At 68.7% G+C, this 12369-nt stretch carries 11 protein-coding genes and 2 pseudogenes; 5 read left to right on the top strand and 8 right to left on the bottom strand.

The genetic code is table 11. From position 1 onward, the window contains the following. The first annotated feature begins 128 nt into the window (after window positions 1-128). Both ACWDKQ_RS05475 and ACWDKQ_RS05470 read left to right on the top strand, forming a co-directional pair. On the top strand, window positions 129-443 hold the full coding sequence (locus ACWDKQ_RS05475; RefSeq protein WP_450137535.1) for a bifunctional 3-phenylpropionate/cinnamic acid dioxygenase ferredoxin subunit: 315 nt from the start codon (window positions 129-131) through the stop codon (window positions 441-443). Continuing rightward, a complete protein-coding gene (locus ACWDKQ_RS05470) occupies window positions 440-1606 on the top strand; it encodes an NAD(P)/FAD-dependent oxidoreductase (RefSeq protein ID WP_450137534.1) in 1167 nt (388 codons plus the stop codon). Before ACWDKQ_RS05475 ends, ACWDKQ_RS05470 begins: the two co-directional genes overlap by 4 nt. 239 nt (window positions 1607-1845) lie before the next feature. On the opposite strand, the pseudogene ACWDKQ_RS05465 reads toward ACWDKQ_RS05470, so the two are convergent. The 5 genes and pseudogenes from ACWDKQ_RS05465 to ACWDKQ_RS05445 all read right to left on the bottom strand — a co-directional run. After that, window positions 1846-1941, bottom strand: a pseudogene (locus ACWDKQ_RS05465) (HNH endonuclease signature motif containing protein); the annotation flags it as partial. Window positions 1942-1996: 55 nt separating this feature from the next. After that, window positions 1997-2398 (bottom strand): annotated as a pseudogene (locus ACWDKQ_RS05460) (DUF222 domain-containing protein); the annotation flags it as partial. 24 nt (window positions 2399-2422) lie between these two features. Beyond that, window positions 2423-3094, bottom strand: a complete 672-nt coding sequence (locus ACWDKQ_RS05455) for a DedA family protein (RefSeq protein ID WP_450137533.1) — start codon at window positions 3092-3094, stop codon at window positions 2423-2425. Between the two features lie 121 nt (window positions 3095-3215). After that, the gene (gene dacB / locus ACWDKQ_RS05450) at window positions 3216-4778 is read right to left on the bottom strand and encodes a D-alanyl-D-alanine carboxypeptidase/D-alanyl-D-alanine endopeptidase (RefSeq protein ID WP_450137532.1); all 1563 of its coding nucleotides are present in this window, start codon (window positions 4776-4778) and stop codon (window positions 3216-3218) included. 138 nt (window positions 4779-4916) lie between these two features. Continuing rightward, window positions 4917-5525: a LysE family translocator gene (locus tag ACWDKQ_RS05445; protein ID WP_450137531.1), complete on the bottom strand. Its 609-nt coding sequence runs from the start codon at window positions 5523-5525 to the stop codon at window positions 4917-4919. 92 nt (window positions 5526-5617) lie between these two features. Between ACWDKQ_RS05445 and ACWDKQ_RS05440 the strand changes: the two genes are divergently transcribed. Further along, window positions 5618-6130, top strand: coding sequence for an Lrp/AsnC family transcriptional regulator (locus ACWDKQ_RS05440; protein ID WP_450137530.1), 513 nt, complete (start codon window positions 5618-5620; stop codon window positions 6128-6130). Here ACWDKQ_RS05440 and tesB read toward each other — a convergent pair whose 3' ends face one another. Both tesB and pyk read right to left on the bottom strand, forming a co-directional pair. Then, window positions 6131-7069 (bottom strand): acyl-CoA thioesterase II, encoded by a 939-nt coding sequence (tesB, locus tag ACWDKQ_RS05435; protein ID WP_450137529.1) that lies wholly within the window; start codon window positions 7067-7069, stop codon window positions 6131-6133. A gap of 72 nt (window positions 7070-7141) precedes the next feature. Beyond that, window positions 7142-8563: a pyruvate kinase gene (gene pyk / locus ACWDKQ_RS05430; RefSeq protein WP_450137528.1), complete on the bottom strand. Its 1422-nt coding sequence runs from the start codon at window positions 8561-8563 to the stop codon at window positions 7142-7144. A gap of 74 nt (window positions 8564-8637) precedes the next feature. Between pyk and ACWDKQ_RS05425 the strand changes: the two genes are divergently transcribed. Next, a complete protein-coding gene (locus ACWDKQ_RS05425) occupies window positions 8638-9000 on the top strand; it encodes a VanZ family protein (protein WP_450137527.1) in 363 nt (120 codons plus the stop codon). On the opposite strand, the gene ACWDKQ_RS05420 is transcribed toward ACWDKQ_RS05425, so the two are convergent. Further along, window positions 8978-9643, bottom strand: a complete 666-nt coding sequence (locus tag ACWDKQ_RS05420; RefSeq protein ID WP_450137526.1) for a DUF2461 domain-containing protein — start codon at window positions 9641-9643, stop codon at window positions 8978-8980. The genes ACWDKQ_RS05425 and ACWDKQ_RS05420 overlap by 23 nt on opposite strands. 307 nt (window positions 9644-9950) lie before the next feature. Here ACWDKQ_RS05420 and ACWDKQ_RS05415 point away from each other — a divergent pair, with 307 nt between their 5' ends. After that, the gene (locus ACWDKQ_RS05415) at window positions 9951-12284 is read left to right on the top strand and encodes a LuxR C-terminal-related transcriptional regulator (RefSeq protein ID WP_450137525.1); all 2334 of its coding nucleotides are present in this window, start codon (window positions 9951-9953) and stop codon (window positions 12282-12284) included. Window positions 12285-12369 lie beyond the last annotated feature (85 nt).

Here is a 12369-nt window from a genome sequence, read left to right as displayed (position 1 = left end):
TTCGCCGTGTAACACGTATGGCGGCTGGTCCGAAAAAGACCAGCGAACCCCTTGACGAGCCAGGGGCCAGAGCCGCACATTGTTGCGCAGTGCACTCCGTGTTTTGGATAGCGCAACGGAGGTCCCGAATGTTTCAAGCCTGCCCGATTTCCGATCTGCCACCCGGCGAGTCCGTCCGCATCGAAGCGCACGTCCCGATCGCGGTTTTCAACGTCGATGGCGACCTGTACGCGATCGACGACACCTGCACCCACCAGGACGCCTCCCTGTCGGACGGCTGGGTGGAGGACTGCCGGGTCGAGTGCCCGCTGCACGCGGCGGCGTTCGACCTGCGCACAGGCCTGCCGTGCGGGTTGCCGGCGAAGCGACCCGTCCGGACCTACCCGGTCCAGGTCGCGGAGGGGATGGTCTACGTCGAGACCGAAGTGCAGGTAGTCGCATGAGGACGATCGCGGTGGTCGGCGCGTCCCTGTCCGGCTGGCGATCGGCGCAGGAACTGCGCGCGCAGGGCTTCGATGGCCGGATCGAGCTGATCGGCGAGGAGACCCACCGGCCCTACGACAGGCCACCGCTGTCGAAGGACTTCCTGTCGGGCAAGGTCGAAGCGCATGACCTCGCGCTGGCCGAGGAAACGGACTTCGCCGCCGTGGAAGCTACCTGGCGCCTAGGCCGACGTGCTGTAGCGCTAGCACCAGGGGACGGTGCAATCGAGCTCGACGACGGCACCCGCTGCCGGGCAGACGGCGTGGTGATCGCAACCGGTGCGACTCCGAAGACGCTGCCAGCCACCCCACCAGGCGTGCACACGCTGCGAACGCTGGACGACGCGATTGCCCTGCGCTCGGATTTGCGCCCGGGAGCGCGAGCGGTGATCATCGGCGCCGGATTCGTGGGAGCCGAAGTCGCGTCGACATGCAGAGCGCTCGGTCTCGAAGTCACGGTGGTGGAAGCGCTCGAAGTTCCACTGGCGCCCGTCATCGGCCCAGAACTGGGCGCGGTGTGCGCTGCTCTGCACACCGACCACGACGTGCGACTGCTCTGCGGAGCGGGTGTCGAGCGCCTGCACGGCGAACACCGGGTCACAGCGGTCGAGCTGACCGACGGCACCCTACTTCCAGCCGACGTGGTGGTGATCGGCATCGGCGCCCGCCCGAACACCGACTGGCTGCGCGGCTCGGGCCTGACGATGTCGAACGGCGTGCAGTGCGACGCCGGAGGCGTCACCGACCTGCGGAACGTGGTGGCGGTGGGCGACGTGGCCAGCTATCGCACTCCGAACGGAGCGCAGCGGTTCGAGCACTGGACAACGGCAATGGAACAACCGGCAACCGCGATCCACAACCTCCTCGCCGGGCATTCGGCAGCGAACTTCACGACGGTGCCGTATTTCTGGTCGGAGCAGTACGGAGTGCGAATCCAGTTCGCCGGACACGCGAGCCCGACCGACCGGATCGCGATCGTCGACGGCGCACCGGACGACCGCCGCTTCGTAGCGACGTTCCACCGCGAGGACAAAACCACCGGAGTCCTAGCGATGAACACCCCAAAGCTGTTCACCAAGCACCGCAGACAACTGACCGCGAGACCCGCAGCACCGGTCAGCTGAACCCAACGCACCACCACCCCAACCTGGGCGTCATGGTTCGCCCGTCCGGTGCCGTGGTGTGAGGATGAGGTCCCGGAGGTATGCGCGGTGTTCGGCGGGTAGTGCGCGGCCACCTGGTCGTGGTGTGCTTCTGGGGTCCACTGTGGCCGGCCGGATGGCACCCTTTGCTGGTCTCGTATTTTGGTTTCCCATCGCTGGTTGTGCAGGGTGCGGTGATGGTGACCGCAGAGCATGACCATGTTGCCCAACTCGGTCGCCCCACCGTCGGCCCAGTGCTCGACATGCTGCGCTTCCGGGGTTCCCGGTGGCCGGTCGCATCCCGGGAACGCACACACCCCGTCCCGCTGCAGTAGTGCGGCACGGATCTGGGCGGGTGCGGTTCGCCTCGCCTGCGGTTCGCTTCGCCCGCCCCACGCCCAGCGGGAGACTGTCCCCGCCGAGAACCACCGGCAGCACCCTGGCGTCGCAGGCGATGCGGCGGGCGTTTTCGGCGGTGATGGCCCGGTCGGTGTTGAGGTGCCGGGCATCCCCGTCTCGACGGCGACGAACCCGAGCCCCTTCTTCAAATCCTCGAAATCGATAGAGATGCTCATGTGCCGACGGTGCCCACCGGTACGCGCAAACCTCATCATGATCCAGCGCCAGGTCCAGGATCGCGGCGAAGCCGTCAGCGTTGCGCTGCCCCACCGTGCGCAGATCCTTCTCCCCGTCCACCTCCGGCCGAGGACCAGCCAGAGGCTGCGCCAGCGCGGCGAACTTCGCCCCAGCCTCGCGGTCGAGGCGCGCTTTGATGACAGCTCCAAACGCGCAAGACCCTCAAGCCGCGGACTCAACGTCCTCCAACGCACCGCCAGCGCGCTCCTGCTCTACAACGGCCCGCCGCGCCCGGTTCCGCCGGAGCAACCAGACCCCAACCCCAACAGCTACGACGAGCACGATCAAAACCCAACTGGCCCGCCCCAACATCTCCTCGATGTACTTGGCCGAAGCGCCGGCGGCCCATCCGATGCTCACGTGCGTCACGGACCAAGCAACAGCCCCAGCCAACGACGAGATGAACAACCGCCCGTAGGACATCCCGCTGGCCCCGGCGGCAGCGGGCATCAAGGTCCGAACCACGGGCAAGGACCGGGCCACCACAACGGCTCCGATACCCCACCGGCGCAACAACGTCCCGGCCCGATCCCAATGCTGCTGACCAAGCTTGCGCACAACCTTGGTCTCGCGCATCTTCAGCCGAGACCGACGCCCCAACCAGAACCCGATGTTGTCGCCGACAGCCGCGCAAACCGCGACTACCGAAGCCAGCACTATGAAAAACCACACATCGGTCACCGCGGCAGAGGCGACCAGCAGACCGCTCTCCCCGGGCACCAGGAAGCCTAGCCCGATGGTGCATTCGCCGAGCACCAATGCCCCCGTCACCAGTACCAATAGCGGCTTCGGCAAGCCTCCGACGACTGCCAGAACGTCGCTGATGAAGGTCACGGGCGGGCTCCTAGGCTAGCGTTCCGGCTGGACGACTTCACGCTCCCGGCGTAACCGCGCGCCGGTCTCCGGCAATACCCCTTGGCCTCCCCTGAAGCTGGGATCACACGGGCCCGTAGGGTCAGCAGGCGTTCACCCACGAGCATTCGAGGGTGGTTTCGTCCACCCGCGTGCTCGGATCGTCGACGTGCTTGCGCGACTGCGGGACGTGCACCCGGCCGCGCGGCTGGTCGTCGGCGCCGTTGTACTCGGCCAGCCGGATCGCGATCGCGTCTTCCAGGTCCTTCGGCGAGCTCGTGAGGAAGTTGTTGAACACCACCGAGAAGACCAGTTCGCGGCCGTTTGCGGTGGTGACGTAACCGGACAGCGACGTGACTCCGGTCAGCGAGCCGGTCTTTGCGTGCACGTTGTTCTCAGCCGCCGTTCTAGCCATCCGGTTGCGGAGCGTGCCGCCGACCATGCGGTCCGCGACCCCGGCCACCGGCAACGCGTCGTACCAGGCCCGAAACCAGGGCCGCCCGCGCGCGTTGTCCAGCAGCACCGTCAGCTGTTCCGGCGTTACCTGGTCCATCGTGGACAGTCCCGAGCCGTCCACCATGCGCAGTACCGCGGGGTCCACGCCCAGACCGCTCAGCTTGTCGGTCAGCACTTCGAGCCCGGCCGGCCAGCTGCCGTCACCGCGAACCTCCCGCCCCATCGCCTTCACCAGGACTTCCGCGTGCCCGTTGTTGCTCAGCTTCAGGAACGCAACGAGGAGTTCCCGCAACGGGATCGACTGCCTCGAAGCGAGCTCCCGCCCACCAGCAGGCGCGGTGCCCTCCCCCGTTCCCAGGATCGTCACGCCGTGCGCGGACAGTGCACGCGCGAAGACGTCCGCGGCATACCCGGCGGGGTCCGCAACCGTGGTGAAGTCCTCGAACGGCTGCGCGCCGGCCGGAACGGTCCCGCTCACGACCACCCGGGAACCGCCGTGCTCGCGCTCCACGGTCACATCGGGTTCGCCATCCGCGGCGGAGGTGGTGGCCCGGTTGTCGATCTGCACCACCGCGGTCGCCGGTTCCAGTTGCACCGCTGCGGGCCGGCCTTCGGCACTCGGGCTGACCCGCACGATCGCGGTTCCGGCATCGAAATCGGCGTTCGGCGCCACCGTCAGCGCCGAGACCGGGGCGGCGTAATAGTACGGCTCGTCGTCCCAGGCCCAGCCCGTGCCCAGCGGCACGCCGTCGAACCAGCTGGAGTCGGTCAGCAACCTCCCACGCACCAGCCGGATCCCGGACGCCGCAACCTTTTCCGCGAGCCGGTCGTAGTCGGCCGCGAGCAGCGTCGGGTCACCGGTTCCGCGCAAGTAGAGGTCGCCGCCGAGCACCGGCCCCAGCTGCGGAGCATCGGTCACGACATCGGTTCGGAACCGGTATTGCGGCCCCAGGGCTTCCAGCGCCGCGGCAGAGGTGAGTAGCTTCGCGTTCGACGCCGGAGTCGCGCGGTCCGTCGCCTGCCGGCTGTAGAGCACCTCGTCGGTGGCCGGGTCACGCACCACTACGCCGGCGTGCGCGCCGTTTAGCCGCTGGTCCGCGAGGATGTCGTCGAGGTCGACGCGGAGCGCGTCCGGCCCGCTGGGCGCAGCACCGGATGGCGCCACGAGGACGACCGATGCCCCCAGGGCCACTGCAAGTCCGAACGCCACTCCCCACCGTCGACGCATCGCGGGAGCTCCCTCGGCTCGCCCGACCAGAGCATGCAGCGTAGGCATTGGCATCACGGACAGTCAACAGGTTTGCACGCACGGTGGGTAAACGGGGTCGGCGCCAAGCGGAAACGGGCCTCAGCCGACGGCGATCGCGGTCGCCATAGCTAGCAGCGCCCCTCCGCAGCACCGCTCGAAGGCCTTGCGGCGACGCGGATCCGCCAGGAACGCGGACAGCCAGCGCACCGAGGGCACCACGGCCAGCCACCACGCCGCGAACGCGGACACCGCGACGCCGCTGAGCAGCGCGGCCTGCGTCACCGGCTCCGCCGCCGGGTCCATGGCCTGTGGCAGCAGCGTCAGGAAGGTCAGCATGACCTTGGGGTTGAGCACGTCGGTCAGCAGCCCGCGCAGGAAAACCGCACCGCCGGAGCGCGGCACGTCGACCTCGGGTCCAGCCGACACCACGCCGGACTTCCGAAGGATCTGCAGGCCCATCCAGGCCAGGTAGGCGACGCCGATCACCTTCACCACCAGCAGCGCCGCGGGCACGGTCACGACCAGCGCGGACAGTCCTGCGGTCGCCGCCGTCGCGTGCAGCAGCAGCCCGCAGGTCACACCGGCCGCCGCGAGCCAGCCCCAGCGCGCGCCGTTCGCGGCGTTGCGGGTCACCAGCACGAAGTCCGGCCCCGGTACCAGGACGATCACCAGCAGCGCCAGCAGGAACGACCCCCAGGCGATGTGCACGACGGCTCCTTCGATTCAAATCAGCGGTGGGATGCCGAAATTTTGCGATATCCGTTCGTCGTACCGCCAGTCGCGCCGTAGCATGTTCGGTTGTGCAGGAATCTGTAGAACTCGATTCGGTGGACTGGCGGATCCTGGAGGAATTGCAGAACGACGCGACCTTGGCGAACCGGGTGCTCGCCGAGCGGGTCGGGTTGGCGGCGTCCAGCTGCCTGCAACGGGTTCGGAGGTTGCGGGAACACGGCGTGATCACCGGGTCGCACATCGACGTCAACCCGGCCGCGACGGGGCTGGCGCTAGAGGCTGTGGTGGCGATCAACGTCCGCCCGCACACCCGCGAAGTCGTCGACATGTTCCGGGAATTCGTGATGGCACAACCGGAAACCCGCTCCCTGCTGCACGTCAGCGGGCAGGCCGACTTCCTGCTGCACGTTGCGGTCGCCGACACCAAGCACCTGCAGGAGTTCCTGGTGGACAAGCTCGCGTCCCGCACCGAAGTCCGGCACTTCACCAGCTCGATCGTGCTGGAGCAGCTGCACACCCGGGCCTTGACGCCGCCGCAGCACCTGCGCCCGAAGCGCCGCCGCCGGTCCGGCGAGGCGTGATCAGTTGCGTACGCGGAGCAGGCCTTCCTGCACGACGGTCGCGACGAGTTGGCCGTCGCGGGAGAAGAACCGGCCGGTGGCCAGGCCGCGAGCGCCGGAGGCACTGGGCGAAGCGCAGTCGTAGAGCAGCCACTCGTCGGCGCGGAAGCGCCGATGGAACCACATCGCGTGGTCCAGGCTCGCGCCGTTGACCTTGTCCAGGCCCCAATACACGCCGTGCCGCGCCAGCACCGCGTCGAGCAGCGTCATGTCGGAGGCGAAGGCCGCGATGCACACGTGCAGCAGGTCGTCGTCGGGCAGCACGCCGTCGGCGCGCATCCACACCTGGCTGCGGGCCTCGCGCGGGCCGCGGTCGCGGCTCACCCACGGCGGCTCAGTCACGTAGCGCACGTCGATCGGCCTCGGCTGGGCACGTCCGAGCTTCTCGAGCATCAGACCGATCTGCTCGCCGTAGGTCGGTAGCGTCTCGGGATCCGGCACCTCGGGCATCGGCTCGGCGTGGTCGATGCCGTCCTCGTCCACCTGGAAGGACGCGGACAGCGAGAAGATCGTCTTGCCGCGCTGCACGGCGACCACGCGGCGGGTGGTGAACGACCGGCCGTCGCGGGTGCGGTCGACCTCGTAGACGATCGGGATGCTCGGGTCGCCGGGCCGGATGAAGTAGGCGTGCAGCGAGTGCACCCGCCGCTGCGGCGGCACGGTGCGACCAGCGGCGACCAGCGCTTGGCCCGCGACCTGGCCACCGAACACGCGGACCGGCGAGGATGCTGGGCTGACGCCGCGGAAGATGTTCTCCTCGATGCGTTCGAGGTCGAGCAGCGCGACCAGGCTGTCGAGCACCGGTTGGCCGTGCGCCATGCCGTTGACATCGCGCGGGACCTCGCCCTGCAGGCGGGTTCCCGCGGGATCGGCCGCGGCGGCTCGGGCAGCTTCGGTCACTGCGCGCTCCTCGGATTAGTACGCCGGATCGCCGGACGGGAGCGCCGGGTGGCCCCCGTCCGAGAACGCGGATCAGACGTGGTCTTCCTCGCCAAGCCGGTGCACGCGGATGAGGTTGGTGGAACCGACCGTGCCGGGCGGCGAGCCTGCAACGACGACGACCATGTCGCCGCGCTGCGACCGGCCGATCGACAGCATCGCCTGATCCACCTGCCGCACCATCTGGTCCGTGGTGTCCACCTTAGGGACCAAGAACGTCTCCGTCCCCCAAGTGAGAGCGAGCTGACTCCGCACGGATTCCTCGGGGGTGAACGCCAGCAGCGGCAGCCTGGTGTGCAACCGGGCCAACCGGCGCACGGTGTCGCCGGACTGCGTGAAGGCGACGAGCGCCTTGGCGTTGAGGCGTTCGCCGATGTCGCGCGCCGCGTAGGAGATGACGCCGCGCTTGGTGCGCGGGACATGGCTCAGCGGCGGCGGTGCCGTCGATCCCGCCTCGACCGCTTCGACGATGCGTGCCATCGTTTGCACGGTCTCGATCGGGTAGCGGCCGACGCTGGTCTCGCCGGAGAGCATCACCGCATCGGTGCCGTCGAGCACCGCGTTGGCGACATCGGAGGTCTCCGCCCGCGTCGGGCGCGAGTTGTTGATCATGGAGTCGAGCATCTGGGTCGCGACGATGACCGGCTTCGCGTTCTCCCGCGCGATCCGGATCGCCTTCTTCTGCACCAGCGGCACGTGCTCGAGCGGCAACTCGACGCCGAGGTCACCGCGGGCGACCATGACGCCGTCGAAGGCCAGCACGATGGCCTCCAGGTTGTCGACCGCCTCCGGCTTCTCCAGCTTGGCGATCACCGGGATGCGGCGGCCGACCCGGTCCATCACCTGGTGCACCAGGTCGATGTCGGCCGGGCTGCGAACGAAGGACAGCGCGATGAAGTCCACGCCCAGCTCGAGCGCGAATTCCAGATCCTGAATGTCCTTCTCGGACAGTGCGGGCACCGAAACATCCATACCCGGCAAGGAAATTCCCTTGTGATCCGAGACCGGGCCACCCTCCGTCACCTCGCAGATGACGTCGGTGTCCTCGACGCCGGTGACGATCAGCCCTACCTTGCCGTCGTCGACCAGCAACCGGTCGCCGACCTTGGCATCGCTGGCGAGGCCCTTGTACGTGGTGGACACTCGGTCGTGGGTGCCCTGGACGTCGTCGACCGTGATGCGCACGGTGTCGCCGGTTCGCCACTCGACCGGCCCGGCGGCGAACTTGCCGAGGCGGATCTTCGGCCCCTGCAAGTCTCCGAGGATGCCGACGGCGCGGCCGGTCTCCTTGGCCGCGGCCCGCACCATCTCGTAGACCTGCTGGTGGTCGGCGTGGCTGCCGTGGCTGAAGTTCAGCCGGGCGACGTCCATTCCGCTGCTGACGAGCTCGGCCACCTTCTCCGGCGTGGCGGTGGCTGGGCCCATGGTACAAACGATCTTGGCTCGTCGACTCACGTTATGCCAGCGTAGTCTGTCGACCGACGCGCGCAGCATTCAGCCATGCCTGTTGACGCCGATCGGGGAGATCATTGCTGGATCATTACAGAACGCAGCTCACCCGGATACCGTTCGGGATCGCGGCGCTGGCCAGCCTGGTGATCATCTTCATGCCGGCCTCGGGTGTGCCGACCGCGCCGCCGGGCACCGACAAGGTGGTGCACTTCGTGCTGTTCGGTGCGCTGGCGGCCACCGGCCGCATCGCCGGATTCCGGACGACGAGGCTGCTTCCCGGCCTGGTGGGCTATGCGGCCGCCTCGGAGATCCTGCAGGGGCTGCTGCCGATCGGCCGCAGCTGCGAGGTGGCCGACGGGCTCGTCGACGTGGCGGGGGCGCTGGCGGGTTGGGCGGTCGTGGCGGCCGTGCGGCAGGTCAGCGGCGCTTCTTCTCGGTGACTCCGATATGGTCGGCGCACCACTGGTTCAGTTCGCGCACCGCGACCCAGGACTGCCGAACCCGGTCCAGGCAAGCGCGCTCGTAGAGGATGTCGTCGGAGTCCCAGGCGCGGAACGCGTAGAGCGTGCGGTGCCGCAGCAGGACCAGCCGGGGGTGGTCGGCTTCGAAGCCGCGCGGCCGGCTTCTGAGGGTCTCCCCCGCGATCTCCCACCCCTGCCCGACGAGCGCGGCAAGCAACGCCCGCAGCCGCTCGCCGTGGATGTCGGTGTCGACAGCGGCGCGGAACCTGGCCAGCTGGTCGGACTCGGTGTGGTAGCAGCCCCCGGCGACGAGCATCCCGTCCGCGCCGACCTCGACGTAGTAGGCGCCGCTCCCGCGCCCCTGCTCGATCACGGCGCCGCAGTGCGTCTTGTAGGGCGACTTGTCGGCGCTGAAACGTACGTCCCGGTAAGGCCGGAAAACCTTGCCCTTCCCGAACCCGGGCGCGAACTCGGGCTCCAGCTCGGCAAGCAACGCCTCCATCGGAGCCCGAACGTGCTCCCGGTAAAAAGCGAGGTGCTCACCCCAGTAAGCCTTGGAGTTGTCGGCCCGGAGGCCGTCGAAGAACTCCAGCGCACCATCCCCGAAACCTTCGAACCGCACGCCTGCACCCTATGACCGGCGGATGGCAGAACGCGCAGCGGTGTGCGGAAAACCCGCATGACTGCGGCGTTGGTTTCGATGCGTGGACGAAGATTTCGAGGCGGTCATCGGCAGCGAGCTCGCTTTGCTCACCCTGCTGCAGGCGGTGGTCGCACCATCGGGCTGTCGGCCGCCGACGACCAGTGGCGGCACAACCCACGCATCGGGCTCGCCGGACTCCTGGAAACCGGCGCCCGGACCAAGATCCCAGGTCAGGCACCGCACAGCGGGTTAAGCTCGAAGCGTGGTCTCCACAGCGCGAGCCCGTGTGCGGGAGCCAGCGGGCAACCTCCCGGCCGACGTCACGAGCTTCGTCGGCCGACGCCGCGAGATCACCGTCACCAAGCGACTGCTGGCCGAATCCCGGGTCGTGACCCTCACCGGCCCCGGCGGCGTGGGCAAGACCCGCCTGGCGATGCGGGTCGCGGGCAACATTCGCCGATCCTTCCGCGGGAAGGCGTGGTGCGTCGAACTGGAGGACATCCGGGACGGCTCGTTGGTCGTCGACGCGGTCATCGAGCAGCTCGGCATCGGCGGCCCGTCCGGAGGGGAGGACATCGACACCGTCATCGAGCAGCTCAAGTCCCGCGAGATGCTGCTCGTGCTGGACAACTGCGAGCACGTGATCGAGGACGTCGCGCTGCTGGTGGACGCGGTGGTGCGCTGGTGCCCCGGCGTACGGGTGCTGGCCACCAGCAGGCAGTCCCTCGGCGTCGCCGGTGAGGCGACCATGGTCGTCCCGCCGCTGCAGGTGCCCGACATCGAGCACCTGCCGCCACCGGAGTCCTACGAGCAGTTCGCCTCGGTGCGGCTTTTCATCGAGCGGGCCAAGGCCGCGGTCCCCGAGTTCGAGGTCACCAGCGCCGAGAAGGCCACCGCCCTGATGCGACTGTGCCACCACCTCGACGGCAATCCGCTGGCGATAGAGCTGGCGGCGGTCCGGCTGCGGTCGCTGTCGCTGCAGCAGCTGGAAGAACGCCTGGCCGAGCGCTACGACCTGCTCACCGAAGGCCGTCGCGGCGCTCCCGCACGGCAGCAGACGCTGCGCGCGTTGATCGACTGGAGCTACGAACTGGTCACCCCCCTGGACCGGATCACGTGGGCGCGGGTGTCGGTGTTCTCCGGATCCTTCGACCTCGCGGCCGCCGAGCACGTGACTGGCAGCGGGCTGTCGGACGCCGACGTACTGGGCGCCATCCACTCGCTGGTGGACAAGTCGGTGCTGATGCGCGAGGAGGAAGGCGGCGAGGTCCGCTTCCGGCTGCCGCACACCTTGCGCGAATACGGCCAGGACAAGCTCGTCGAGTCCGGCGAGCTGGCGACCATGCGGCAGCGGCATTGCGCCTGGTACTCCGATCTGGCCGGGCGCTTCGCCGCGGAGTGGATCGGCCCGGACCAAATCGCCTGGGTCAACCGGCTGCGCAGCGACCAGGGCAACCTGCGCGTCGCGCTGCACACGGCCGCGGCGACCCCGGAAACGGCCGGGGTAGCGCTGCAGATGTGCACCGACCTCTGGCAGTACTGGGGCATCCGTGGTCTCAACGGCGAGGCCCGGCACTGGCTCGACCAGGCGTTGGCCATCGCGCCCACTGAAGTGCCCGAGAGGGTGCGGGCGTTGTGGGTCAGTGCGTGGTTCGCCCTGCTGCAGGGCGATCTCGACAAGGTCTTGCCGACGGCGGAGCAGGCCACGGTGCTGGCCGCCCAGCGAGGCGAGGAGACGGAGAAGGCCTACCTGGCGCTGGTGCGCGGGCTGGCGGCGTTCTTCCTGAACGACTCGCCGCGCGCCGCCGAGCTGGCGGAGGACGCGCTCAGCCGGTTCCGCAAGCACGACGTGCTCGTCGGCGAGCTGTTCGCCCTGTTCGGGCTCGGCCTGATCAAGGGCTTGGGCGGAGATCACGAGTCCGGTCTGGAGCTGCTCTCGGAAGCCATCCGGTCGTCGACCGAGCTCGGCGAGCTGTACTGGCGCTCCTACTCGCTGTGGGCCTCGGCGCAGGTCGAGGTGCGGCGGGGCGAACCGGAGCGGGCCGAGGCCGCGGCGAAGGAGGCGCTACGGCTGCAGCGCGAGCTCGACAACCGGCTGGGCATGGCTTTCAACATCGACACCCTCGCCTGGATCGCGAAGCAGCAGGGCAGGAATGACCGCGCCGCCCGGCTGTTCGGTGCGGCCTCGGCGGTGTGGGACGCCGTGCGGGCGGCACCCGGGTTCTGGGCGAGGTTCGCCGGAGACCACGACGAGCACGAGGGGCAGATCCGATCCGCGCTCGGGGATTCGGCCTTCCAGTCGGCGTTCGACCGCGGCCGCCAGCTGTCGTTGGCGGACACCATCGACTTCGCGTTGGAGGTCAAGCGGCACGCGCGGCCGCGCACCGACGACAACGTGCACCCGATGCCGTTGACGCGGCGCGAGCGGCAGATCGCGGAGCTGGTCGCGCAGGGCAACACGAACAAGGAGATCGCCGAGAGCTTGGTGATCGCGCAGCGCACCGTCGAGGGCCATGTGCAGAACATCCTGACGAAGCTCGACTTCTCGTCGCGGGCGCAGGTCGCAGGCTGGGTGGCCGCGCAGAAGACGAGTGACACGAGCGACACCATTTCCAGGTAATCTCACTTTAAGTAGTCGATGCGGCTCGAATCGTCGCCCAATTGGTCGAACCTAGGTACCGGTCTACGTACAAACCTCGGTGCGC

This window comes from Saccharopolyspora sp. NPDC000995 (assembly GCF_053599315.1).
The sequence above is the reverse complement of the archived record's forward strand: the minus strand, read 5'-3'. Positions and strand labels throughout refer to the sequence as shown.